Source organism: Citrobacter sp. 50677481 (genome assembly GCF_001463265.1).
GTDB classification, from domain to species: domain Bacteria; phylum Pseudomonadota; class Gammaproteobacteria; order Enterobacterales; family Enterobacteriaceae; genus Citrobacter_A; species Citrobacter_A sedlakii.
Map to the genome: position 1 here is coordinate 76,315 of NZ_LNHZ01000036.1, position 25,787 is coordinate 102,101.

Annotated in this window: 21 protein-coding genes; 10 read left to right on the forward strand and 11 right to left on the reverse strand. The window is 56.4% G+C overall.

Annotated elements, in window-relative coordinates:
• Positions 1 to 2: 2 nt before the first annotated feature.
• A complete protein-coding gene (locus tag APU02_RS09215) occupies positions 3 to 1,040 on the reverse strand; it encodes a LacI family DNA-binding transcriptional regulator (RefSeq protein ID WP_060569887.1) in 1,038 nt (345 codons plus the stop codon).
• A 143-nt stretch (positions 1,041 to 1,183) separates the two neighbouring features.
• On the opposite strand from APU02_RS09215, the gene APU02_RS09220 reads away from it, so the two are divergent.
• Both APU02_RS09220 and APU02_RS09225 read left to right on the forward strand, forming a co-directional pair.
• Complete coding sequence (locus APU02_RS09220; protein ID WP_042284995.1) at positions 1,184 to 2,275, forward strand: cellulase family glycosylhydrolase; 1,092 nt, start codon at positions 1,184 to 1,186, stop codon at positions 2,273 to 2,275.
• A gap of 22 nt (positions 2,276 to 2,297) precedes the next feature.
• The gene (locus tag APU02_RS09225; RefSeq protein WP_060569888.1) at positions 2,298 to 3,584 is read left to right on the forward strand and encodes an ABC transporter substrate-binding protein; all 1,287 of its coding nucleotides are present in this window, start codon (positions 2,298 to 2,300) and stop codon (positions 3,582 to 3,584) included.
• Here the strand turns inward: APU02_RS09225 and APU02_RS09230 are convergent.
• Both APU02_RS09230 and bssR read right to left on the reverse strand, forming a co-directional pair.
• A complete protein-coding gene (locus APU02_RS09230) occupies positions 3,581 to 4,696 on the reverse strand; it encodes a PQQ-dependent sugar dehydrogenase (protein WP_060569889.1) in 1,116 nt (371 codons plus the stop codon). The genes APU02_RS09225 and APU02_RS09230 overlap by 4 nt on opposite strands.
• Before the next feature lie 128 nt (positions 4,697 to 4,824).
• The gene (gene bssR / locus APU02_RS09235) at positions 4,825 to 5,208 is read right to left on the reverse strand and encodes a biofilm formation regulator BssR (RefSeq protein WP_060569890.1); all 384 of its coding nucleotides are present in this window, start codon (positions 5,206 to 5,208) and stop codon (positions 4,825 to 4,827) included.
• A 264-nt stretch (positions 5,209 to 5,472) separates the two neighbouring features.
• Here bssR and rimO point away from each other — a divergent pair, with 264 nt between their 5' ends.
• Positions 5,473 to 6,807 (forward strand): 30S ribosomal protein S12 methylthiotransferase RimO, encoded by a 1,335-nt coding sequence (gene rimO / locus APU02_RS09240; protein WP_042285002.1) that lies wholly within the window; start codon positions 5,473 to 5,475, stop codon positions 6,805 to 6,807.
• Between the two features lie 71 nt (positions 6,808 to 6,878).
• Here rimO and gsiD read toward each other — a convergent pair whose 3' ends face one another.
• From gsiD to iaaA, 5 genes are read right to left on the reverse strand one after another with little or no spacing between them, the layout of a single operon-like run.
• On the reverse strand, positions 6,879 to 7,790 hold the full coding sequence (gene gsiD / locus APU02_RS09245) for a glutathione ABC transporter permease GsiD (RefSeq protein WP_060569891.1): 912 nt from the start codon (positions 7,788 to 7,790) through the stop codon (positions 6,879 to 6,881).
• A 2-nt stretch (positions 7,791 to 7,792) separates the two neighbouring features.
• Positions 7,793 to 8,713: a glutathione ABC transporter permease GsiC gene (gene gsiC / locus APU02_RS09250; protein ID WP_060569892.1), complete on the reverse strand. Its 921-nt coding sequence runs from the start codon at positions 8,711 to 8,713 to the stop codon at positions 7,793 to 7,795.
• Positions 8,714 to 8,730: 17 nt separating this feature from the next.
• A complete protein-coding gene (gsiB, locus tag APU02_RS09255) occupies positions 8,731 to 10,269 on the reverse strand; it encodes a glutathione ABC transporter substrate-binding protein GsiB (protein ID WP_060569893.1) in 1,539 nt (512 codons plus the stop codon).
• Positions 10,270 to 10,297: 28 nt separating this feature from the next.
• A complete protein-coding gene (gsiA, locus tag APU02_RS09260; protein WP_060569894.1) occupies positions 10,298 to 12,169 on the reverse strand; it encodes a glutathione ABC transporter ATP-binding protein GsiA in 1,872 nt (623 codons plus the stop codon).
• Positions 12,156 to 13,121, reverse strand: coding sequence for a beta-aspartyl-peptidase (gene iaaA, locus APU02_RS09265; protein WP_042285009.1), 966 nt, complete (start codon positions 13,119 to 13,121; stop codon positions 12,156 to 12,158). The genes gsiA and iaaA overlap by 14 nt, the downstream gene beginning before the upstream one ends.
• 184 nt (positions 13,122 to 13,305) lie before the next feature.
• On the opposite strand from iaaA, the gene moeA reads away from it, so the two are divergent.
• Positions 13,306 to 14,541 carry a molybdopterin molybdotransferase MoeA gene (gene moeA, locus APU02_RS09270; RefSeq protein ID WP_042285012.1) on the forward strand — a complete coding sequence of 412 codons (1,236 nt, stop codon included), beginning with the start codon at positions 13,306 to 13,308 and terminating at the stop codon, positions 14,539 to 14,541.
• Positions 14,541 to 15,290, forward strand: a complete 750-nt coding sequence (gene moeB / locus APU02_RS09275) for a molybdopterin-synthase adenylyltransferase MoeB (protein WP_060569895.1) — start codon at positions 14,541 to 14,543, stop codon at positions 15,288 to 15,290. Before moeA ends, moeB begins: the two co-directional genes overlap by 1 nt.
• A 146-nt stretch (positions 15,291 to 15,436) precedes the next feature.
• Here moeB and fsa read toward each other — a convergent pair whose 3' ends face one another.
• The gene (gene fsa, locus APU02_RS09280) at positions 15,437 to 16,099 is read right to left on the reverse strand and encodes a fructose-6-phosphate aldolase (RefSeq protein ID WP_060569896.1); all 663 of its coding nucleotides are present in this window, start codon (positions 16,097 to 16,099) and stop codon (positions 15,437 to 15,439) included.
• A gap of 132 nt (positions 16,100 to 16,231) precedes the next feature.
• Between fsa and APU02_RS09285 the strand changes: the two genes are divergently transcribed.
• The 4 genes from APU02_RS09285 to APU02_RS09300 all read left to right on the forward strand — a co-directional run bounded on the left by APU02_RS09285 (position 16,232) and on the right by APU02_RS09300 (position 21,961).
• A complete protein-coding gene (locus APU02_RS09285) occupies positions 16,232 to 17,131 on the forward strand; it encodes a glycyl-radical enzyme activating protein (protein WP_060569897.1) in 900 nt (299 codons plus the stop codon).
• A 4-nt stretch (positions 17,132 to 17,135) separates the two neighbouring features.
• Positions 17,136 to 19,568 carry a formate C-acetyltransferase/glycerol dehydratase family glycyl radical enzyme gene (locus APU02_RS09290; protein WP_060569898.1) on the forward strand — a complete coding sequence of 811 codons (2,433 nt, stop codon included), beginning with the start codon at positions 17,136 to 17,138 and terminating at the stop codon, positions 19,566 to 19,568.
• 172 nt (positions 19,569 to 19,740) lie between these two features.
• Entirely contained in the window at positions 19,741 to 20,556 is an 816-nt protein-coding gene (locus tag APU02_RS09295; protein ID WP_060569899.1) for a Cof-type HAD-IIB family hydrolase, read from the forward strand.
• Between the two features lie 142 nt (positions 20,557 to 20,698).
• Positions 20,699 to 21,961, forward strand: coding sequence for a DUF1479 domain-containing protein (locus tag APU02_RS09300; protein ID WP_060569900.1), 1,263 nt, complete (start codon positions 20,699 to 20,701; stop codon positions 21,959 to 21,961).
• Positions 21,962 to 22,016: 55 nt separating this feature from the next.
• Here APU02_RS09300 and APU02_RS09305 read toward each other — a convergent pair whose 3' ends face one another.
• Together APU02_RS09305 and APU02_RS09310 are read right to left on the reverse strand one after the other, a co-directional pair.
• The gene (locus APU02_RS09305) at positions 22,017 to 22,931 is read right to left on the reverse strand and encodes a DUF4019 domain-containing protein (RefSeq protein WP_239692860.1); all 915 of its coding nucleotides are present in this window, start codon (positions 22,929 to 22,931) and stop codon (positions 22,017 to 22,019) included.
• A 121-nt stretch (positions 22,932 to 23,052) separates the two neighbouring features.
• Complete coding sequence (locus tag APU02_RS09310; RefSeq protein WP_042285031.1) at positions 23,053 to 24,645, reverse strand: ABC-F family ATPase; 1,593 nt, start codon at positions 24,643 to 24,645, stop codon at positions 23,053 to 23,055.
• Between the two features lie 218 nt (positions 24,646 to 24,863).
• Between APU02_RS09310 and ldtB the strand changes: the two genes are divergently transcribed.
• The gene (ldtB, locus tag APU02_RS09315) at positions 24,864 to 25,784 is read left to right on the forward strand and encodes a L,D-transpeptidase (protein WP_042285033.1); all 921 of its coding nucleotides are present in this window, start codon (positions 24,864 to 24,866) and stop codon (positions 25,782 to 25,784) included.
• Positions 25,785 to 25,787 lie beyond the last annotated feature (3 nt).

The window sequence follows — 25,787 nt, forward strand, 5'->3', positions numbered from 1 at the left end:
GGTTAAGATTCTTTTCGCCCCGGCCCTTTTCCGGTACGCAGGCTACTGCCGCGTACCTGAAGTTTACCCACCAGCCTACAGTGCGTCGCGTTATCATCGCCCTGACATAAATATTCCACCGCCATTTTCCCCAGCTCGTTATAGGCCAGCTGAACGCTGGTAAGCTGCGGGGTGAGCTGATGTGAAATGCGCTGATCGTCATAACCGCACACCAGTATATCGTCGGGGATCTTCACGCCCATCGCCGCCAGCGCCTGATAGCAGCCCAACGTCATCCAGTCGCTGGCGCAAAAAATGGCCTCAGGCGGCTGAGGCAACTGCATCAACGCCTGGGTGGCGTGATAGGTTGCGTTCAGCGACCAGTCTGTCTGGCGAACAAGCTGTTCTTCCAGAGGAATGCCCGCGGCCCCGAGGGTCTGCTGGTAACCTTCCAGACGTAACCGACTGGCGTCCATCCATTCGTCGCCCATGATATGCGCGATACGCGTCACGCCCTGATCGAGCAAATGCTGTGTCACCTGACAGGCGTTAGCCTTATCATCCGGCAAGAAGGTAGGCAACAGAGGACGCGTCGGATCGTACTGATTCAGCAGGACCACAGGCATCTGAACGGCATGTCTGAACGGGGAAAAGTCAAAGACCCGGGTAACCGGACTGGCAAAAATAACGCCCGCGCAGTGGCGCTGGGCAAGCTGTTGCAAAATATGCCGCGCCAGTTCAACGTCATCACCGTAATCATAGACGCTAAGCAGCATGTCATGCTGCCAGGCGGTGCTGCTGGCCTCGCTTAACGCGTCGACAAAGGGGTCGTAGCCCGGCATCCCGCTGACCAGCAGGGCGATTTCCTCCTGCCCTTCCTGGCGATGCGCTACCGTCAGTTTTTGATAACCCAACAGCCGCGCGGCCTGAAACACGCGCTCGCGCGTGGCCTCGCTTAAGCGAATGCTGCGGCTGTTATTCAGAACCAGCGACACGGTAGCCTGTGATACCCCCGCTTCGCGGGCAATATCACTCATGGTTATTTTATTCTTCTTTTGCATATCAACTCCTTCTGCCTCGCCAGACTATACCACACTCTCCCCGGCGTTAATTTGTGAACGCCTTTGCAGATTCCTCGCGCCGTGATTGCATCTGAAATAAAGTTAATAAAAATTAGCTAATAATATTAGCAAGGAGAAAAACGATGCAACAACAATGGACTATTCGCCAGGCGCAGGCATGGTTTGCGCAGCACGGCTGGGCCTGCGGATTCAACTATCTTCCACGGACCGCCGTTAACTGGAACGAAATGTGGCAGGCTGAGACCTTTGATTTACCGGTAATTGAACAGGAGCTGGCGTGGGCGGAACGATACGGTTACAACGCACTGCGTACTAATCTGCCGTATGTGGTCTGGCAGCATGACCGGGACGGGTTGATGGCGCGTATTGACGCTTTTCTCAACGTTGCCGCGCGCCACAATATGCAGGTGATGTTGACGCTGTTGGACGACTGTGGTTTTTCCGGCGACGAGCCGTGGTATGGACCGCAAAAAGCGCCCACTCCCGGCGTACATAACAGCCAGGCCGCCGCCAGCCCGGGCCGGGAGATAGTGATGTCTGCTGACCCGTGGCCACAGGTGGAAGCCTATGTTTGCGATATCATTACCCGTTTCGCCAACGACGGGCGCATCGCCATCTGGGACCTGTACAACGAACCGGGCAACCGTGGCGTGTTCGTCTCCCCCACCGACTATGCGGAAGTGGATGTGGAACTGGAAGAACACGCCCTGCGACTGCTGCGCAAGGTTTTTAGCTGGGCGCGGAGCGCCAGCCCCTCACAGCCGCTGACCGCTGCCGCCTGGCACGTTGAGCATGATGTCTGGGGCACCCTTGAACATCCCATTGACGTTGCCGCAATAGCGCTGTCGGATATCATCAGCTATCACGCCTACGCGCCAGCAGCAACCCAGGCATCGCTTCTGCATACCCTTTCCCGCTACGGCCGTCCGGTGCTTTGCACCGAATGGCTTTCCCGCCACACCCAGTGTGTCTTCAGCGAGCAACTGCCGCTGTTCAGCGCCTTCGATACCGGCTGCTATCACTGGGGGCTGGTGCAGGGCAAAACGCAAACCTGGATCCCCTGGCCTGGGGTCAATAAATGCCATCCTGACCCGCAGTCGCTCTGGTTTCACGATGTGCTGAAACCGGACGGCACGCCATGGCGCGAAGAGGAAATGCGCCTGGTGAAACAACTTACTGATTCTCGTCGGCAGCAGCGCAATAGCCGGACATAAATCAACATGGAGAACGTTTACGATGAGAAAATCACTGTTATTTCTGCTGGTTTGCTGCGGTCTGAGCGCCGCCGCCAGCGCCTGGTCCGCTAAACCGGTAGAGATTCGCTTTGCCTGGTGGGGCGGGAAAGTACGTAATCAGGCCACGTTGAAAGCGCTGGACGCATTCGAGGCCAGGTATCCCGGTATTAAGGTGAAAGCGGAATATACCGGTTGGGACGGTTACTATTCGCGTTTCACCACGCAAATGAACAGCGGCACGGAAGCCGACGTTATGCAAACCAACTGGAACTGGCTGACCCTGCTGTCGAAAAACGGCGAGGGTTTTTACGATCTCCGCCAGCTCAGCGGGCCGATTGGGCTGGACCAGTATTCTCCCGCCTCGCTGGCGACCACCACCGTCAAGGGCAAAATTAACGCGATTCCCGTCTCGGCAAACGTCATGCTGTTTTATTACAACGCGGCGACATGGAAAAAAGCGGGCGTGGCGTTTCCTGAAACCTGGGATGAACTGCTGAAGGCCGGACCGGTTTTCAAACAGAAGCTCGGCGATAACTATTATCCGTTGATCCTTTCAGAACAGGACGGGTTGCTGCTGTTGCGTTCCTGGCTGTATCAAAAATACCAAAAGCCCATGGTTGATGAGCAACGGCGCAAAATCGCCTGGAGTCATGCGGAGCTGGTGGAAGCCTTTACCTTCTATAAGCAACTGACCGACCAGCACGTCATCCCGGATGCCAAAGAGCTGGCGGCCTACGGTAAAGGGGTCTATTACGAAATGAAGCCGTGGATCAACGGTGAATGGGCCGGTATTTATAACTGGAATGTGCTGTATCCAGCGGAATCACAGAATCTCCCCAATCCGTCCGATCTGGTAATGGGGCCATATCCGATGCGTGAAGGCGCAAAAGATGCCGGGCAATTTAATAAAACCGCGCTCATGTTCTCTATTAGTAAACACAGCAAACACCCTCAGGAAGCGGCAATGCTGATCGATTTTCTGATGAGTCAGCCCGAGGGTGTGCTGGCGACCGGGCTGGAACGTGGCGTTCCGCTGAGTGCGGCAGGCGAGAAAATTCTGCGCGACGCCGGCGTATTAAAAGACGACGATCCGGTGGTCACCGGACTCCAGCAGTCCGCGGCGCTACCGAACCACTCGCCGGTTATGCCGTGGCTGGAAGATCCGCAAATTATCGCTCTCTTTACCGCCGCACGGGAAAACATCGACCATGGAAAAGCAACGATCGATGAAGCGGCCAGCGAATTTGAACAGCAGGCTAACCGCGTACTCAGGCGGATTATGCGCTAACTACGCGGGCTAACTTTCCACAGCTCGCCGTCGGACTCGTCGGTCAGAACATACAGATAACCGTCGGGTCCGACGCGCACGTCGCGGATGCGCTGACCCCGTTCACCCAGAATGCGTCCCTCTTCGCTGACCTTATCCCCGTCGACGTTCATGACGATCACATCTTCATCCTTCAGCGCGCCGATAAACACCTTTTGCTTCCACTGCGGGAACGTGTTGCTGTTGTAAAACGCCATGCCGCTGACTGCCGGGGAATGCTTCCAGTAAAAAATCGGCTGCTCGGTGCCTTCCACCGTTTCCCCTTTTGCTTCCGGGATCTTAAAGCCACTGTAGTTGATCCCCCATGTAGCCAGCGGCCAGCCGTAATTTTTGCCTTTCTCTGGGATATTGATCTCATCACCGCCACGCGGGCCGTGCTCATTCAGCCACAGTACCTGACTCCACGGATTCATCGCCATCCCCTGTGGGTTGCGGATCCCGTAAGACCAGATTTCTGGACGCGCCCCCGCCTTGTTGACAAACGGGTTATCAGACGGTACTTCACCCTGCTCAGTAAGACGCACCACTTTGCCCTGAAGTTTGTCGAGATCCTGCGCCGTGGGTCGCTGATTGTTTTCGCCAAGACCAATATACAGATGTCCCTTACCGTCAAACACCAGACGGCCGCCGAAATGATTACCGGTGGACAGTTTGGGCATCTGGCGGAATACGGTCTGGAAGTTCTCCAGCCGCGAAAGATCGTCGCTGAGCCGCCCGAAGCCGACCGCCGTGCCTGCTTTACCCTCCGCGTCGGCTTCCGCATAGCTGAGCCAGACACGCCGCGTTTCGGCAAAGTCCGGCGCCAGCACCACGTCCAGCAGACCGCCCTGACCGTTCGCCCAGACCTTAGGGACGCCCGCCAGCGGGTCGGAAAGCCCTTTTCCCGCCTGCCAGTGACGTAGCTGACCCCCCTTCAGGGTGATCAGCATACCGGTATCCTCCGGCAGGAACGCCAGCGCCCACGGGTGGTCCAGTTTGGTTTGCAATACCTCAACGTTGACCGCGGGGGGGGCGGCCTGCGCTAACGCTGAAAATAACAGTGCGGGGATAAACGGGATAAGCGATAGACGCATAACGCCTCCTTGATGGCTCTGGGTTAAAGCGTAGTCAGCAAGGAACATAACGCGGCGATTTTTACAAAAACTTAATATGAAGGGGGAGCATCCTCCCCCTTATTACAGACAGGTTTCCAGAACTGGCTTCAGGCATATTCAGCCGTTGAGTTGGCCTGCAGACTCTGAATGCTCAGCGTTAACGTCGTCAGGCAGTTATCGAGTTTATCTGCGTTGACGGCAATGACAGTCGGACAGTCATGATGTCCGCTCATCAGGCACACGGCAGCAGCGGCCAGCGCCCCTTCGGCACGGTGCAAAGCATCCCACTCTTCCTGGTCGAGATGCAAAGTGAAGCGCAACGATTCATCGTGCAGCTCACGGTTCAGTTCGAAAAAGTTATCACGTAGATGATCATTCTCGCTGACTGACATGTATCCTTTCGCCTTCCGTAGCTGCAGATACGCAGCGAGGTCTATCCTGGCGTTGATCAGCTTATTCAGCAGATCGGTTCTCAGTCTGTCAACGAACATACTTCGTTCCTCCTTTTTGCAACCATAGTGCAATTTTATAGTATGGTCGTTTTTTGCTCAAAAAGCTGCCGGAGATCAATAATTCACCGGGAATTAACATTATTTACAATGTTAATAGTACATCTGACCTCCCTCAGCAGCGCTGAGCCAGGGCGTTTTCGCCGCCGCTAATAACTATTCTGTCGGGACGCGCACATTCCTGTATAATTTCCGCCACTATGCCGTTAAAATCCCGCGCCATTGATGCAACGTGAGTAAATCAGCATGTCACAAACCCGAAATCCCTCCCTGCAGCCAAAGATTGGTTTTGTCTCTCTTGGCTGCCCGAAGAACCTTGTCGATTCAGAACGTATCCTGACGGAACTGCGCACTGAAGGTTACGACGTTGTCCCGAGCTATGACGATGCAGATATGGTCATCGTTAATACCTGTGGCTTTATCGACAGCGCCGTGCAGGAGTCGCTGGAAGCCATCGGCGAAGCGCTGAATGAAAACGGCAAAGTGATCGTGACAGGCTGTCTGGGCGCGAAAGAAGATCAGATCCGCGAAGTCCATCCGAAAGTGCTGGAAATTACCGGACCGCACAGCTATGAGCAGGTTCTGGAACACGTCCATCATTACGTGCCCAAACCGAAGCATAATCCGTTCCTGAGCCTGGTGCCGGAACAGGGCGTGAAGCTGACCCCGCGTCACTACGCCTATCTGAAAATTTCCGAAGGCTGTAACCATCGCTGCACCTTCTGCATTATTCCGTCCATGCGTGGCGATCTTGTCAGCCGTCCCATTGGCGAAGTACTGAGCGAAGCCAAACGCCTCGTCGACGCAGGGGTAAAAGAGATCCTGGTGATTTCCCAGGACACTTCCGCCTACGGCGTGGACGTGAAACACCGCACCGGTTTCCACAACGGCGAGCCGGTGAAAACCAGCATGGTGAGTCTGTGCGAGCAGTTGTCCAGGCTCGGCATCTGGACGCGTCTGCATTACGTCTATCCGTATCCACATGTCGATGACGTGATCCCACTGATGGCGGAAGGCAAAATCCTGCCGTATCTGGATATTCCGTTGCAGCACGCCAGCCCGCGCATTCTAAAGCTCATGAAGCGTCCGGGTTCCGTTGACCGCCAGCTGGCGCGCATCAAACAGTGGCGTGAAATCTGTCCGGAACTGACGCTGCGTTCGACGTTTATCGTCGGTTTCCCGGGTGAGACGGAAGACGATTTCCAGATGCTGCTCGACTTCCTGAAAGAAGCGCGCCTCGACCGCGTCGGCTGTTTCAAATACAGCCCGGTCGAGGGCGCAGGCGCGAACGCGCTGCCGGATCAGGTGCCGGAAGAGGTAAAAGAAGCGCGCTGGAACCGCTTTATGCAGCTACAGCAACAGATTTCCGCCGAACGCCTGCAGGAGAAAGTGGGCCGCGAGATACTGGTCATCATTGATGAGGTGGACGAGGAAGGCGCGATCGGCCGCAGCATGGCGGACGCACCGGAAATTGACGGCGCGGTTTACCTGAACGGTGAGACCCACGTGAAGCCCGGCGATGTGATTCGCGTTAAGGTGGAAAACGCCGACGAATATGATTTGTGGGGTTCCCGGGTTTAACGTTTGCCCCTCAGGATTGCCGGATGCGCCATCTATGTCGCATCCGGTCAACACCGGTCCCTTCCCCTCGCTTACCCTTTAATTTTCGGATCCAGCGCGTCCCGCAGTCCATCGCCTAACAGGTTAAACGCCAGTACCGTCAAAAATATCGCCACCGCCGGGAACAGCGCCACGTGCGGCGCGATCACCATATCCGCTCGCGCTTCATTAAGCATCGCGCCCCACTCCGGCGTCGGCGGCTGCGCCCCTAAACCAAGAAACGACAGACTTGCCGCCGAAATGATCGACGTCCCTATGCGCATGGTAAAAAACACCACAATCGACGAAACGGTTCCGGGCAGAATATGGTTGAAGAGGATCGTCGCATCGCTGGCGCCAATGCTTCGGGTCGACTCGATAAATGTTTGCTGCTTCAACACCAGCGTATTGCCACGTACCAGGCGCGCGAAGGCCGGGATCGAGAATATCGCCACGGCGATAATCACGTTAGCAATGCCGCTGCCGAGCACCGCCACCACGGCTATCGCCAGCAGAATGCCGGGAAAGGCGAACAACACATCGCAGATGCGCATAATCAGCCGATCCCACCAGCCTTCATAGTAGCCCGCCAGCAGCCCCAGCACCGTACCGATCGCCGCGCCGATCAGCACAGCGAATACCCCCGCCGCGAGGGAGATTTGCGCGCCGACCAGCACCCGGCTGAAGATGTCCCTGCCCAGCGAGTCCACGCCGAACCAGTGCAGCGCCGACGGACCTTCGTTGAGCCGGTCGTAGTCGAAATAATTTTCCGCATCAAACGGCGTCAGCCAGCGGGCAAACACCGCCACCACAATCAGCGCCAGCACAAACAGACCGGCAATCAGCGCCGCATGCTGGCGACGAAAGCGCCGCCAGAATTCGTACCACGGCGTGCGCACCCGCTCCGGTTTCACCAGAGGCATCGCGTTCAATATCGCCTGACGGCGCCAGTGACGTAATCGCATCCTTACTTGTACCTGATAGCCGGGTTAATGGCTGCGTAGAGCACATCCACCACTAAGTTGATAAGAATAAACTCCAGCGAGAATAACAGCACTTCGGCCTGTATCACCGGGTAATCCCGCATTTCCACCGAATCCACCAGCAGACGCCCCAGCCCCGGCCAGTTAAAGACCTTCTCCACCACGATGGAACCGCCGAGCAAAAAGCCAAACTGCAGCCCCATCATGGTGACGACCGGGATCATGGCGTTGCGCAGTCCGTGCTTGAGCACCACCCAGGTTTCACTCACCCCTTTCGCCCGCGCGGTGCGCATGTAATCTTCGCTTAACACATCGACAAAGGACGCGCGGGTAAAGCGCGCCATCACCGACGCCACCGCTGCGCCCAGGGTGATTGACGGCAAAATATAGTGCTGCCAGCTATCGGCCCCCACGGTCGGCAGCCAGCCCAGCCCGACGGAAAACACCTGCATCAGCAGCATCCCCAGCGCAAAGGCCGGAAAGGAGATCCCGGTAACGGCGAGCGTCATGCTGAGGCGATCGGGCCAGCGGTTGCGCCAGACAGCGGCGACAATACCCGCGGCCATGCCGAACAGAACCGCCCACGCCATACTGGTGAGCGTCAGCCACAGCGTAGGCATAAAACGGCTGGCAATCTCCTCGGAAACGGGTCGCCTGGAGACCATCGAAAGGCCAAAATCGCCGCGCAACACGTTGGTCATGTAATGCCAGAACTGGACATGCAGCGGCTGGTCAAGCCCCAGTTGCTGACGCACCAGTTCGATGACCTGCGCGTCGGCTTCCGGCCCGGCGATCAACCGCGCCGGATCGCCGGGGAGCAGATGGACGAATAAAAAAACCAGCACCGCCACAATAAACAGCGTCGGAATCAACCCCAACAAGCGCTTGAGAATATAGTTAAGCATCAGATTCCCGGGGTGGCTTATTGCAAGTCGGCGTCGTCAAAGCTGAAGCCCGTATCCGGCATAATCCAGAAGCCAGTCAGCTTTTTGTTATGCGCCGAAACCAGTTTTTCTACCACCAGCGGGATCCACGGCGACGCCTGCCAGAGGATATCCTGCGCCTCTTTATACAGCCGCGCCTTCTCCTGCGGGTCGGTGGTTTTCAATGCCTGCGCCAGATCGCGGTCTACCTGTTGATTGCTGTAAAAGGCGGTGTTAAACAGCGTCGGCGGCCAGTTTTGCGAGGCAAACAGCGGCGACAACGCCCAGTCCGCTTCGCCGGTAGAAGCCGACCAGCCGGTGTAAAACATCCTCACCCCGCTCTCTTTCTGCCCCTTACCTTCCACTTCCGCTGCGCGCTGTCCGGCGTCCATCGCCGTCACCTGAACCTTAACGCCCACCTGCGCCAGTTGCTGCTGAGTAAACTGCAGCACTTTCTGGGCGGTACTGTGATTGTGCGAAGCCCACAGCGTGGTGCTAAAGCCGTTCGGGTATCCGGCCTCTTTCAGCAGCTCACGCGCTTTTGCCGGATCGTAAGGCCACGGCGTGTAGGTTTGCGCCCCGGCAATGGACGGCGGTACCACTCCGGTCGCCGGGGTCGCATAGCCAGCAAACGCCACCTTCACCAACGCCTGGCGGTTAATGGCGTAGTTCAACGCCTCACGCACTTTCGGGTTATCAAACGGTTTTTGCGTCACGTTCATGCTGATATAACGCTGCATGATCGACGGGCTGGCCACCAGTTGCAAATTTTTGTTTTTCTCTAGCAGCGCGGCCTGCTCGTAAGGAACAGGAAACGCAAACTGCGCTTCGCCGGTTTGCAGCATCGCCGCGCGGGTATTGTTGTCAGTTACCGGACGCCAGGTAATGGTATCGAGCTTCGGTAACCCTTTTTGCCAGTAACCGGGGAATTTTTTCACCTTCACATAATCGGTTTGGTTCCAAGTTTCAAGCGTGTAAGGCCCGGTCCCGACCGGATGAAAGCCGATCTCTTTGCCATATTTTTCCAGCGCTTTCGGCGAAATCATCGCGGTTGCCGGATGCGCCAGAATGTTGATAAACGCCGAGAAAGGCTGCTTCAGGGTAATTTTTACGGTCGCGGGATCAACCACTTCCGTTTTAGCGATATTTTTATACAGGTTATAACGTTTAAGTCGGTTATCCGGGTTGCTGGCGCGATCGAGGTTCGCTTTCACCGCGTCGGCGTTAAAGTCGCTTCCGTCCTGGAACTTCACGCCCTGACGCAGTTTTAGGGTATACACCAGGCCGTCATCGGAAACGGTGTAGCTTTCCGCCAGCACGTTTTTCAGCTTCATCTCTTTATCCAGTCCAAACAGCCCCTGGTAAAAAGATTTAGCGACCGCCTGCGATAAGGTGTCATTCGCATCGTAAGGATCGAGCGTGGTGAAATTGGAACCTACCGCCACCACGACGTCTTTCGCCGCAAACGCGGGCGTGGCGGCCAGTACGGAGGCCGCGCCGAGAGCCAATAGCCACTGCCGGGGAACGAATGTTGTCATAATTTTTCTCCTGTACCCTGCCTGATTGTTATAAGCGCGAAAGCGCATTTTCTTGTTGCGGACGTGCGACATAGTGCCCTGGCCCGACTAACTGCAATGAAACAGGCGCCACCCTCTCCCCGCGTCGATAAATATTGCTGGGAAGTTCGTCCGATAACAACACGCGTTGCGGTCGTTGCCGCCCGGGGTCAGCCACCGGAACCGCCGCCATCAGCTTGCGCGTGTAGGGATGATGCGGATGTTCAAACAGCGCTGCGCGCGGCCCTATCTCCACAATACGCCCCCTGTTCATGACCGCGACGCGGTGGCTGATGCGCTCCACCACCGCCATATCATGCGAAATAAACAGATAAGCAATGCCCATTTCCCGCTGTAAGTCGAGCAGCAGATTAATAATCTGACCACGAATCGAGACGTCCAGCGCCGAAACCGCCTCATCGGCGATGATCACCTTCGGGTTCAGCGCCAGCGCGCGGGCAATGCAGATACGCTGGCGCTGTCCGCCAGAGAACTCATGCGGATAGCGCCAGGCGTGCTCGGCGCGCAACCCAACCCGTTCCAGCAGCCACGCCACTCTTTTTGCCGCCGCGTCCCCCTCAAGCACCCCATGTACTCTTAGCGGTTCCCCAATGGAATACCCTACGGTCTGGCGGGGATCGAGCGAGGCATAAGGATCCTGAAAGATGAACTGAATATCACGCCGCAAAGACTGCAGCTTGCGGGCAGGCAGGTTATCTATACGCTGCCCCTGAAAAATAATCTCGCCGGACTGGCTTTCCACCAGCCGAAGCAACGCCCGGCCGGTTGTGGATTTACCGCAGCCGGACTCCCCCACCAGCGACAGGGTTTCGCCCGGCCAGAGATCGAAGCTGACGTCTTCAACCGCATGTACTTCCCGCGTCACGCGGTTCAGGATGCCGCTACGCAGGGGAAAACGGGTAACCAGATTGCGCACCTGCAATATTGGCTCGCCGTCCACCACCGTATTCTGATCCGTCGGCGGCTCGCAGGTATCCGGTTCGTCATGGGAAATGAGCGGGAAGCGGCGCGGATAAGGCAACCCTTGCATCGCGCCCAGTGTTGGTACTGCCGCCAGGAGCGTCCGTGTGTAGGGATGCTGCGGCGCACGGAAAATATGCTGAACATCGCCGGTTTCTACCGCCTGGCCCTGATACATCACCAGTACGCGGTCGGCGACATCGGCCACCACGCCCATATCGTGCGTGATGAAAATCACCCCCATCGACATCTCCTGCTGCAACACCTTGATCAGGCGCAGGATCTGCGCCTGTATAGTGACATCCAGCGCGGTTGTCGGTTCGTCGGCGATCAACACCGCCGGACGACAGGAGAGCGCCATCGCGATCATAACCCGCTGGCGCATCCCGCCGGAAAGTTGATGGGGATAGCGCGACAGAATCGCGTTTGCTTCAGGAATGCGAACCTGATCGAGCATGCGTTTAGCTTCCGCCATCGCCTCTTCCCGCCCTAGCCCCTGATGCAGACGGATCGACTCGGCGATCTGCTCGCCTACGGTAAACACCGGGTTGAGGGAGGTCATCGGCTCCTGAAAAATCATCGCGATATCGGCGCCGCGAATGCGCTGCAGCTGCGAGGCGCTTTGCTCCCCCAGCTCAATCACGTCGCGGTTTCGTCGGCGCAGCAGCATCTGTTCACTGTGCGCTTCTCCGCCGGACTGCTCAAGCAGCCGCATCAGCGACAGCGCGGTTACCGATTTTCCCGATCCGGATTCGCCGACAATCGCCAGCGTCTCGCCGCGCTTGAGGCGAAACGACAGATCCCGCACCGCCTCGACGCGTTGCTGCTCGTGCCGAAAGGCAATGGTCAGTTTGCTGACCGCCAGTACATCGCTGGCGGCAAGCTCATCACTGTGTGGCAACGGTATCCCCTTGTTCCCGGTAGATTCCGGTGGTTGGTGTATCGCCCGCGTAGCCCCAGGCGCGATACATGCCTTCACTGTTAAAGGGCAACGCGACATTCCCTTCATGATCAACGGCGATCAGCCCTCCGCTGCCGCCCAATGCCGGTAATTTCTCCATCACCACGCGCTCGCAGGCTTCGGATAAACTCAGGCCGCCGTACTCCATCAACGCGGCAATGTCATAGGCGGCCAGCGTGCGAATAAACACTTCCCCGGTGCCGGTACAGGACACCGCCACACTGGCATTATTGGCATAGCAGCCCGCGCCGACCAACGGGCTGTCGCCCACGCGTCCTGGCAGTTTATTGGTCATGCCGCCCGTCGAGGTTGCCGCCGCCAGGTTACCTTGTAAATCGAGCGCCACCGCGCCAACAGTGCCCATTTTTTTACTTTCATCCAACGGCGCGGCGCTATGGTCGAGCCGCGTTTCACCGCTGGCGCGCGCGGCCAGAAGCTGTTCCAGACGTGCCGGCGTCGAGAAAATTTCCGGGGAGACACGCGCCATCCCCAGTCCGGCAGCAAATGCTTCCGCGCCAGGGCCAATCATCATGACATGGGGACTGTGTTCCATCACCAGCCTGGCGGCGAGAATGGGATTACGCAGATGACTGACGCCCGCCACCGCCCCGGCTTTCAGGGTGTTACCGTCCATGACGCAGGCATCCAGTTCATGGGTGGCGTCGCGGGTGTATACCGCGCCGATGCCCGCGTTAAACAGCGGACACTCTTCAAGCAACCGCACGGCCTCCGTCACCACATCCAGTGCGCTTTCTCCTGCTTCCAGCATCGTTTGTCCGACCGCTACGATGTCAGACAACGCCTGGATATAGCGTAACTCCTGCTCGTGGCTCATCTGTGCGCGCGAGATAGCGCCAGCGCCGCCGTGAATTGCAATGACTGCTTTGCCCATGATTATCATCCGTCTTCTACAAATATCAGAATTTCGTAGAGTTATTGATTCGATTTTTGAATATAGAAAGATGCGTTTGGCATGTAAAGGTTCAGGACGCAGGCTACGTCCGAGGGAGCATACAGTCCCCCGCCATTTTCTGACATAATAGACGGATTCGAGTTTGCCCCGCAGGAGTGTTTTCATGGAATTTACCGCCGGACTGATGCCGCTGGAAACGGCGCTTACCAATATGCTGTCGCGTGTGACCCCGCTTACCGCCGTTGAGACGCTGCCGCTGGTGCAGTGCTTTGGTCGTATTCTGGCCACCGATGTGGTCTCGCCGCTGGACGTGCCGGGCTTTGATAATTCCGCAATGGACGGTTACGCCGTACGCCTCGCCGACCTCGCTGCCGGGCACCCCCTGCCCGTCGCCGGTAAAGCCTTTGCCGGTCAGCCGTTTGACGGTGATTGGCCCGCCGGAAGCTGCATTCGCATTATGACCGGCGCGCCGGTTCCCGCAGGCTGTGAGGCGGTGGTAATGCAGGAGCACACCGAACAAACGGACAGCGGTATTCGGTTTACCGCTGACGTTCGCGCCGGGCAAAATATTCGCCGTCGCGGAGAAGATATCAGCCAAAACGCGGTGGTATTTCCTGTCGGTACGCGCCTGACCACCGCAGAGCTGCCGGTATTGGCGTCGCTCGGCATTGCCGGGGTGCCGGTGGTGCGTAAAGTGCGCGTTGCGCTGTTTTCCACGGGGGATGAACTGCAGCTGCCGGGTCAGCCGCTCGGCGAGGGGCAAATTTATGACACCAACCGCCTGGCGGTGCACCTGATGCTGGAACAACTGGGTTGTGAGGTGATCAATCTCGGGATTATTCGCGACGACCCGAACGCCCTGCGCGCGGCGTTTATTGAAGCCGACAGCCAGGCCGACGTGGTTATCAGTTCCGGCGGCGTATCGGTTGGCGAAGCGGATTACACCAAAACCATTCTGGAAGAACTCGGCGAGATCGCTTTCTGGAAGCTGGCGATCAAGCCAGGCAAACCGTTCGCGTTCGGTCAGCTCAGCAACAGCTGGTTCTGTGGCCTGCCGGGCAACCCCGTCTCCGCAGCGCTGACGTTTTACCAGCTGGTGCAACCGTTGCTGGCGAAACTGAGCGGTAACAACGCCAGCGGCTTACCGCCCCGTCAGCGGGTCCGCACCGCCTCGCGTCTGAAAAAAACGCCGGGACGTCTCGACTTCCAGCGCGGCGTGTTACAGCGCAACGCAAACGGCGAGCTGGAAGTGAGCACGACGGGACACCAGGGCTCGCATATTTTTAGCTCCTTCAGCCAAGGAAATTGCTTCATTGTGCTGGAGCGCGAGCGCGGGAATGTGGAGGCCGGCGAATGGGTGGACGTCGAGCCGTTTAACGCACTGTTTGGGGGCCTGTAATGGCGGAACTCAGCGACCAGGAGATGCTGCGCTACAACCGGCAAATCATCCTGCGCGGCTTCGATTTTGACGGTCAGGAAGCGCTGAAGGCGGCCAGAGTACTGATCGTCGGGCTCGGCGGACTCGGTTGCGCCGCCTCGCAATATCTGGCAAGCGCAGGCGTCGGACAACTGACGCTACTGGATTTCGATACCGTGTCGTTGTCCAACCTGCAGCGTCAGACCCTGCACAGCGACGCGACGATCGGGCAGGCTAAAGTTGAGTCTGCGCGGGAGGCGCTGCAACGGATTAATCCACACATTACGATTACGCCGATCAACGCTCTGCTGGATGACACAGCGCTTAGCGCGCTTATCGCTAAACACGATCTGGTGCTGGACTGTACCGATAATGTCGCCGTTCGCAACCAGCTCAACGCGGGCTGCTTTGCCGCTAGGGTTCCCCTGGTATCCGGCGCGGCAATCCGCATGGAGGGTCAGATCAGCGTCTTTACCTATCAGGAAGGCGAACCCTGCTATCGCTGTCTGAGCCGCCTGTTTGGCGAAAACGCCCTCACCTGCGTCGAAGCGGGCGTCATGGCGCCGCTGATTGGCGTGATTGGCTCGCTACAGGCAATGGAGGCAATAAAACTGCTGGCGCGTTATGGACAGCCCGCACGCGGCAAAATTGTCATCTACGACGCGATGACCTGCCAGTTTCGCGAAATGAAACTGATGCGCAATCCAACCTGCGAAGTGTGCGGGAAATAACATACGTCCCGGTGACGACCCACTGGCGCACAGGGACTCGAGCGTTAGGAAAACGTCGCGCTGTAACGCTGGCGCGCCATGCGCATGTTTGTCTGGACCGGACTGCTATGAGGCCGGATAAGGCTTACGCCCCAGCCGGCCTGGGATCAGATTGAGGTACGACCGAACGCGCTCTGCCAGTCGTGCTCAAATTTGGCGACGGCGGCATCCACTGCCGGATAGCTGATCAACTGCTGCGCAACGTCCAACGGCAGGGTGATCGACTCACAGCCTGCCAGCAGGCAATCCAGCGCCTGACGCGGGGTTTTAAAGCTCGCCGCCAGCACTTTCGCCTGAGGAGCGTGCATTTTCAGCAGGTTCTGGAGATCGGTCACGGTCTGGATCCCGTCCCCTCCCTGCGCATCCATGCGGTTAACGTATGGCGCGACATACTCTGCCCCCGCCAGGGCGGAGAGAAGCCCTTGCGCCGCGCCGTACACTGCCGTGCCGAGGGTCGGAATGCCTTCCGCTTTCAGCAATTTAATCGCCGCCAGCCCTTCCGCCGTTACCGGAACTTTGACCACGATATCCGCAATGATCCCACGCAGCTTGCGCGCATCGCTGACCATCCCTTCCGCCGTCGTCGCCATCACCTGGGCAAACAGACGCCCTTGACCGCCCATCGCATCACGTAATTCAGGCAGCAATACCTCCAGCGGTTTTTTGCCTGCGGCGACAATACTCGGGTTGGTGGTCACGCCCGCGAGAGGGAAAATCCGCGCCAGTGCCTTAACGGCCTCAACGTCGGAAGTATCCAGATAAAGTTCCATACCTATTCCTCAAACTGATCGTTAGCTTAAAACCAAGATACCACGATAAAACCGCCATGTTAGTTGATACACGTCAATATAACTTTCATTCGAAAGTATTTTAATCTTTATACGAAACAAGTGAGGCCGGTTATGATTTTTAATATTCAGCGTTATTCAACCCACGATGGTCCCGGCATCCGCACCGTCGTGTTCCTGAAGGGCTGCTCGCTGGGCTGTCGCTGGTGCCAGAATCCGGAAAGCCGGTCGCGCACGCCGGATCTGCTGTTTGATCCGCGCCTGTGTCTGGACGGCTGCCAGCTGTGCGCCCAGGCTGCGCCAGCCGTGATCGAACGCGCGCTGAATGGCCTTGTGATCCACCGTGAAAATCTTACCGAAAAACAGATCGCCGCGCTGAACGATTGCTGTCCGACTCAGGCCCTGACGGTTTGTGGCGAAGAACGGAACGTGGACGACATTATGGCTACCGTGCTGCGCGACAAACCCTTTTACGATCGCAGCGGCGGCGGCATCACCCTTTCCGGCGGCGAACCCTTTATGCAACCGGCTCTTGCCGCTTCGCTGTTGAAAGCCAGCCATGAAGCAGGGATCCATACCGCAGTTGAAACCTGCCTGCATGTCCCGTGGAAGTACATTGCGCCTTCGCTGGAATACGTTGATTTATTCCTCGCCGATTTGAAGCACGTCGCCGAGGCGCCGTTCAAACAGTGGACCGATGGCAGCGCCGCGCGGGTGCTGGGCAACCTGAAGCGGGTCGCGGCGGCGGGTAAGCAGATGATTATCCGCGTCCCACTGATTCAGGGATTTAACGCCGACAAAGAAGCGATCGAAGCCATCACCGATTTTGCCGCCGACACGCTGCGCGTTCGCGAAATTCACTTTCTGCCCTATCACACGCTGGGCATCAACAAATATCACTTACTCAATCAACCCTACAACGCGCCGGAAAAACCGCTGGATGCGCCAGAACTGCTTGCCTATGCGCAGCAGTACGCCTGCGCGAAAGGTTTAACCGCGACTTTACGAGGATAGCCCTATGACGCAACTGAAACTGGACACGCTCAGCGAACGCATTAAAGCGCACAAAACCGCGCTGGTGCATATCGTTAAACCGCCGGTATGTACCGAACGCGCACAGCACTATACCGAAATGTACAAACAGCATCTCGACAAACCGATTCCGGTACGCCGCGCGCTGGCGCTGGCGCACCACCTGGCGGAACGCACCATCTGGATCAAGCACGACGAGCTGATCATCGGCAACCAGGCGAGCGAAGTGCGCGCCGCGCCGATCTTCCCGGAATATACCGTCTCGTGGATTGAAAAAGAAATTGACGACCTGGCGGACAGACCGGGCGCGGGCTTCGCAGTCAGCGAAGAGAATAAGCGCGTGCTGCATGAAGTCTGCCCGTGGTGGCGAGGCCAGACCGTACAGGATCGCTGCTACGGGATGTTTACCGATGAACAAAAAGCGCTGCTGGAAACCGGCATCATCAAAGCCGAAGGCAATATGACCTCCGGCGACGCGCATCTGGCGGTGAATTTCCCGCTGCTACTGGAAAAAGGGCTCGACGGTCTGCGTGGCAAAGTGGCGGAACGTCGTTCACGCATTAACCTCACCGTCCTTGACGATCTGCACGGCGAACAGTTCCTGAAAGCCATTGATATCGTGCTGGTTGCCGTCAGCGATCATATCGCGCGTTTCGCTGAGCTGGCGCGTAAAATGGCCAGTGAAGAAACCCGCGAGAGCCGCCGCACGGAGCTACTGACGATGGCGGAGAACTGCGACGTCATCGCCCATCAGCCGCCGCAAACGTTCTGGCAGGCGCTCCAGCTGTGCTACTTCATTCAACTGATTCTGCAAATTGAGTCTAACGGTCACTCCGTCTCGTTTGGCCGTATGGATCAGTACCTTTATCCGTATTACCGCCGCGACGTGGAGCTGGACCAGAGCCTGGATCGCGAGCATGCCATCGAGCTGCTGCACAGCTGCTGGCTCAAGCTGCTGGAGGTGAACAAGATCCGCTCCGGCTCGCACTCTAAAGCCTCGGCGGGCAGCCCGCTGTACCAGAACGTGACCATTGGCGGTCAGAATCTGGTTAACGGCCAGCCGATGGATGCGGTGAACCCGCTCTCTTATGCCATTCTGGAATCCTGCGGTCGTCTGCGCTCTACCCAGCCGAATCTGAGCGTGCGTTATCACGCCGGTATGAGCAACGACTTCCTCGATGCCTGCGTGCAGGTGATCCGCTGCGGATTCGGGATGCCCGCCTTTAACAATGATGAAATTGTCATTCCCGAATTCATTAAGCTCGGTATTGAACCGCAGGACGCCTACGATTACGCGGCGATTGGCTGCATCGAAACCGCCGTTGGCGGCAAATGGGGCTATCGCTGCACCGGAATGAGCTTCATCAATTTTGCCCGCGTCATGCTGGCGGCGCTGGAAGGCGGCCGCGACGCCACCAGCGGCAAGGTGTTCCTGCCGCAGGAAAAAGCGCTCTCTGCCGGTAACTTCACGGATTTCGACGACGTGATGGCGGCCTGGGATACCCAGATTCGTTACTACACGCGTAAATCGATCGAAATTGAGTACGTTGTCGACACAATGCTGGAGGAGAATGTGCACGATATCCTCTGTTCAGCGCTGGTGGATGACTGTATCGAACGCGCGAAAAGCATCAAGCAGGGCGGCGCGAAGTATGACTGGGTGTCCGGTTTACAGGTGGGCATTGCCAACCTCGGCAACAGCCTGGCGGCGGTGAAAAAACTGGTGTTTGAACAAGGCGCTATTGGTCAGCAACAGTTGGCGGCCGCGCTGGCGGCGGATTTTGACGGCCTGACCCACGAGCAACTGCGCCAGCGTTTAATCAACGGCGCGCCGAAATACGGTAACGATGATGATTCCGTCGATACCCTGCTGGCACGCGCCTATCAGACCTATATCGACGAACTGAAGCAATACCATAACCCACGCTATGGACGCGGCCCGGTTGGCGGTAACTATTACGCAGGGACGTCATCTATTTCCGCAAATGTGCCGTTTGGCGCGGCGACGATGGCAACTCCGGATGGCCGAAAAGCCCATACGCCGCTGGCGGAAGGGGCAAGCCCGGCCTCCGGTACCGACCACCTTGGGCCAACCGCGGTGATTGGCTCCGTCGGTAAGCTGCCGACCGGTTCGATTCTTGGCGGCGTATTGCTGAACCAGAAGCTGAATCCAGCCACGCTGGAGAATGAATCCGACAAGCAGAAGCTGATGATCCTGCTGCGTACCTTCTTTGAGGATCACAAGGGCTGGCATATTCAGTACAACATTGTCTCCCGTGAAACGCTGCTGGAGGCGAAGAAACATCCGGATCAGTATCGCGATCTGGTGGTGCGAGTGGCTGGCTATTCCGCCTTCTTTACCGCCCTCTCACCGGATGCGCAGGACGATATCATCGCCCGTACCGAGCATATGTTGTAATGCGCTTCTGGCCGGAGAAAACGCCTAAGCGTTGCCGTCCGGCCTTATCCCCCTGTCGCCGGAGCGGCTTGCGCTTCTCCGGCCTGTTGCTTTCATTCGAAATAAATTTGTGGTTTCGGTCACATTGTTATTAAAATGTTTCTGGTCGCAGTTTTGAGCCAGGAGCACTTATATGACAGTCAACGTTATCGTCACCGATATGGACGGTACGTTTCTTGATGACGCCAAAAAGTACGATCGTACCCGCTTTATGGCCCAGTATCAGGAACTCAAAAAACGTAATATTGAGTTTGTCGTCGCCAGCGGCAATCAGTATTACCAGCTCATCTCTTTCTTTCCTGAACTCAAGGATGAAATCAGTTTCGTGGCCGAAAACGGCGCGCTGGTGTTTGAGCATGGCAAGCAGCTTTTTCATGGCGAACTGACCCGTCACGAATCACGCATTGTGATCGGCGAACTGCTGAAAGATAAGCAACTTAACTTTGTGGCCTGCGGTCTGCAAAGCGCTTATGTAAGTGAAAACGCCCCCGAAGAGTTTGTCGCTTTAATGTCAAAACATTACCATCGCCTGAAGCCAGTTAAGGACTATCACGACATTGACGACGTGCTGTTCAAGTTTTCGCTGAACCTGGCGGACGAGCAGATCCCTCTGGTGATGGATGCGTTACATACCTCGCTTGACGGCATAATGAAGCCAGTGACCAGCGGTTTTGGCTTTATTGATTTAATTATTCCGGGTTTGCATAAAGCCAATGGTATCTCCCGCCTGCTGAAACGCTGGGCGCTGTCGCCAAAAAACGTGGTGGCGATAGGCGACAGCGGTAACGATGCCGAAATGCTCAAAATGGCGGGCTATTCCTTTGCCATGGCCAATGCCGCCGACAGCATCAAAGCCCTCTCCCGCTACCGCACCGATGACAATAACCATCAGGGCGCGCTAAACGTCATTCAGGCCGTTCTGGACAATACCTCCCCTTTCAACGCCTGATCCCACATGCCGGAGCCCTGCGCTCCGGTTCTCCAGCGTCACCCTAAGCATTCAATTTTTTAAACTTGCATTAACCTATTTATAACTTATAGTGTCATTTGTAATTTAAATAAGTTTCGAATGAAAGTTATGCGAGGTAGTTATGGCCTTTACATTTACAAGCGAGACGTTACCTGTCGATCACAAAGCGGCGATCCGCCAGATGAAAAAAGAACTGCGCGCGCAGTTGGGTGATGTACAACGACTCTTTAATCAATTGAATAATGCCCTCGCTACCCGGGTAGCCGAGATCAATGACCTTAAAGCGCGGGGAGCAGCAGTCTGGCCTGAGTTGACATATGCGGACCTCAACGCGGGCAAGATCACGGCAGAGCAGCGCGAACTCATCAAACGGCGCGGTTGCGCGGTAATTAAAGGCCATTTCCCTCGTCAGCAGGCGCTTGACTGGGATCAGTCCATGCTCAACTACCTCGACCGCAATCACTTTGATGACGTGTATAAAGGTCCGGGGGATAACTTCTTCGGGACGCTGTCCGCCTCCCGCCCGGAGATCTTTCCGATCTACTGGTCTCAGGCGCAAATGCAGGCCCGACAAAGTGAAGAGATGGCAAACGTTCAGTCTTTCCTTAACCGGCTGTGGACATTTGCCCGTGACGGTAAGCAGTGGTTTGACCCGGACGTCAGCGTGATTTATCCGGACCGCATTCGTCGTCGACCACCGGGAACCACGTCGAAAGGGCTTGGCGCGCATACCGATTCCGGCGCACTGGAACGCTGGCTGCTCCCGGCCTATCAGCGCGTCTTCGCCAACGTGTTTAACGGTAATCTGGCGAAATACGATCCGTGGGATGCGGCATACCGTACCGACGTGGAAGAATATACCGTCGATAACACCACAAAATGCTCGGTCTTCCGCACTTTCCAGGGCTGGACAGCGTTGTCCGATATGCTTCCTGGTCAAGGTTTACTGCATGTGGTCCCCATTCCTGAAGCGATGGCATATCTCCTGCTGCGTCCGCTGCTGGACGATGTACCAGACGATGAACTGTGCGGCGTGGCGCCCGGCAGGGTACTGCCCGTCTCAGAACAGTGGCATCCGCTGTTGATGGAGGCGCTGACCAGTATTCCTCAACTCGAAGCCGGGGACTCCGTCTGGTGGCATTGCGACGTAATCCACGCTGTCGCCCCGGTCGAAAACCAGCAGGGCTGGGGAAACGTGATGTATATTCCCGCCGCGCCCATGTGCGAAAAGAATCTGGCGTACGCGCACACGGTAAGAGCCGCCCTGGAGAAAGGCGCATCCCCGGGAGATTTCCCACGTGAAGATTATGAAATGAACTGGGAAGGCCGCTTTACGCTGAATGATTTGAATATTCACGGCAAACGGGCGTTGGGAATGGTTTAATACTTACCCTCAATCATTCCGGTTTTCTTCCCGCAGAAAGAAAACCGGAACGCTTTTAATTGACGGAAACCCCGGCCAGTTTCCACTGTTCGTTTTCTTTGTACATAGTGACGGTAATCACCCCCGGCGCACCATTCCTGAACGTGACTTTGCCCGACAAGGTTCCGACATTGTCGGCAACGCTAATGCTATTAAATGAATAATCGTCAATTTCAGAGAAGTTAATGGCTTTCGTCGCCTGAATAAATTCCTCTTCCGTCATTTTCCGCTGAATAGCATGGGCGCTCGCCCGCCAGGCTTCACCATATTGCTCATTGCGCAGCAGATCGATTTCCGCACGGGCAGCCTCTTTTACTCCGCCCAACGAAACGAAGAGGATTGAAGCGATACCCACGACGGCGAGCAATATTGCGCCAATGACGCCTGCGACAACATATTTTCTTTTTTTCTTGTCTGCCAGAATGCCCTGTACCTGCCAACCGGCATTACGGACGATGTCGAAGACGGGATCCATTATTTCTGTTGAGACAAATGTATAACCATAAATTTTGCCCACGCTGCCATCTTCTTTGACGCCCCAGGCATTACCCGTAGAGAATTCCAGTCGCTTACCGAGATGCGCTGACTTGCCAAACGTAAAACCGCCAGCATTAGCATTCCATTCCACGTCGGTGGATGTCTCGCGATAGCGAACCTGTTTTTTGCGTTCATCGAAAAACAGCCGTAGCTCGTACTGTTTCTTCAGACCTGCTTTGCCTAAAATTTCCTGCCATTTGGCATCCACAATATTCCATGTGGCAACGATTTCATTGCCCTCTTCCTGAAGAATAAACGGCTTGTCGTTGTTGGCATTCAGGTTTAATAACTGTGTTTTAAGCGTAGCTAAAGAGACCGTTACTGGCTGATTCATTCTTTCTTCCCTGTCCTTGTTAAAATAAACGGGAAGCATCTTAGCCGGAATGTCGGCCACATTTCATCACTTGTGACACGCTTTCAGATTAACACCACAGCAGGGATTAATGATTTATTTCTCTGTATTTCGCGCGACAGGCGCATTCGCTGCGCCTGTCGTGTGAAAGACGACGGAAAAACTATTCGATACCTTTGCTGCGAAGGTAGTCTTCATAACTTCCGCTAAAGTCGATGACGCGTTCCGGCGTAATTTCCAGCACGCGGGTCGCCAGCGAGCTAACGAATTCGCGGTCGTGGGAAACAAAGATCAGGGTACCCTGATACATCTCCAGCGCCATATTGAGCGACTCGATAGACTCCATATCCAGGTGGTTCGTCGGTTCGTCCATGATCAGAATATTAGGCTTCTGCATCATCAACTTACCAAACAGCATCCGCCCCTTCTCGCCACCGGAGAGCACTTTTGCCGGCTTTTTGATATCGTCCTGGCTGAACAGCAGACGCCCCAGAATGCTGCGCACCGCCTGCTCATCGTCGCCTTCCTGTTTCCACTGGCTCATCCATTCGAACACCGTCAGATCGTTTTCGAATTCATATTCGTGATCCTGCGCGTAATACCCTATGCGCGCATTTTCAGACCATTTCACGGTGCCGTTGTCCGCTTCCAGATCGCCGACCAGCGTTTTCAGCAGGGTGGATTTACCGACGCCGTTGGTGCCGAGCACCGCCAACTTCTCGCCCACTTCCAGCAGCAGGTTAACGCCTTTAAACAGCGGACCGTTGTCAAACCCTTTGCTGAGGGCTTCCACTTCCAGCGCGTTACGGAACAGTTTCTTGTCCTGCTCGAAGCGGATGAACGGGTTCTGACGGCTTGACGCTTTGACTTCGTCGAGTTTGATTTTATCAATCTGACGGGCGCGGGACGTGGCCTGACGTGATTTTGACGCGTTAGCGCTAAAGCGGCTGACAAAAGACTGCAGCTCGGCAATTTGCGCTTTTTTCTTGGCATTATCGGCGAGCAGGCGTTCACGCGCCTGGGTCGCGGCAGTCATATATTCATCGTAGTTGCCGGGATACACGCGCAGTTCGCCGTAGTCCAGATCCGCCATGTGAGTGCAGACCATATTCAGGAAGTGACGGTCATGCGAAATGATGATCATGGTGCTGTCGCGGTCGTTGAGCACCTGTTCCAGCCAGCGAATGGTATCGATATCCAGGTTGTTGGTCGGTTCGTCGAGCAGCAGAATATCCGGATCGGAGAACAGCGCCTGCGCCAGCAGCACGCGCAGCTTCCAGCCTGGCGCGACTTCGCTCATCGGGCCGTAGTGCTGTTCTACGGGGATACCCACGCCGAGCAGCAGTTCACCGGCGCGCGCTTCCGCGGAATAGCCGTCCATCTCGCCATACTTCACTTCCAGATCGGCCACCTTGTAGCCGTCTTCTTCGCTCATTTCAGGCAGCGCGTAAATGCGATCGCGCTCCTGCTTCACTTCCCACAGCTCGCCGTGACCCATGATCACGGTATCAAGCACCGTGAATTCTTCAAAGGCAAACTGATCCTGGCGCAGTTTACCGATCCGCTCGTTGGGATCGAGAGACACGTTGCCGAGCGTCGGCTCAAGATCGCCGCCGAGGATCTTCATAAAGGTGGATTTACCGCTACCGTTGGCGCCAATCAGGCCGTAACGGTTGCCGCCGCCAAACTTGACGGAAATGTTTTCGAACAGCGGCTTACTGCCGAACTGCATGGTGACGTTACTGGAAACTAACACGGACGTATCCTAAAGAAGATGTGACAAACCGCGCATTATGCCACAAGTCTTCAATAAGATCCCGCCCTGCGGTAAACGGCGACGCGTTAAACCGGGGGAAAAAAATGTGATTTCGTACACATCCGAATTCCCTGTTAGCGGGAATGCACATATAATGCGCTCCCAACACTACAGAATTCTCAACCCAACAGCCTGCCAGGCATTGAATCTCGCATAACATGAATATGAAATTAACAACGTTTTTCGCGGCGGCACTCGCTGTAGTCGGCTTTTGCAGTACCGCTTCTGCCGTGACTTATCCGCTGCCAACCGATGGTAGCCGTCTGATTGGTCAAAACCAGGTTATCACCATCCCGGAAGGTAATACCCAGCCGCTGGAATATTTTGCGGCTGAATACCAGATGGGGCTTTCAAACATGCTCGAAGCAAACCCGGGCGTGGACACCTTCCTGCCAAAAGGCGGTACGGTGCTGAATATTCCGCAACAGTTGATCCTGCCGGACACCGTGCATGAAGGCATCGTCATTAACAGCGCGGAAATGCGCCTGTATTACTATCCGAAAGGCACCAATACCGTGATCGTACTGCCTATCGGTATCGGTCAGTTAGGCAAAGATACGCCGATCAACTGGACCACGAAGGTTGAACGTAAGAAAGCGGGCCCGACCTGGACGCCAACCGCGAAAATGCACGCCGAGTACCGCGCGGCGGGCGAACCGCTGCCGGCTGTCGTACCGGCTGGCCCGGATAACCCGATGGGTCTTTACGCGCTATACATTGGCCGCCTGTATGCGATCCACGGCACCAACGCTAACTTCGGCATCGGCCTGCGCGTGAGCCACGGTTGCGTACGTCTGCGTAACGAGGACATTAAATTCCTGTTCGAAAACGTGCCTGTCGGTACCCGCGTACAGTTTATCGATGAGCCGGTCAAGGCCACCACCGAGCCAGACGGTAGCCGCTATATCGAGGTACATAATCCGCTGTCTACCACCGAAGCGCAGTTCGAAGGCGAAGAGATCGTACCGATCACCCTGACGAAGGGCGTGAAGAGCATCACCGAACAGGCTGACGTTGACCAGGCGGTTCTCTCCCAGGCCATTGAAAACCGCTCCGGTATGCCGGTTCGTCTGAACTAATCA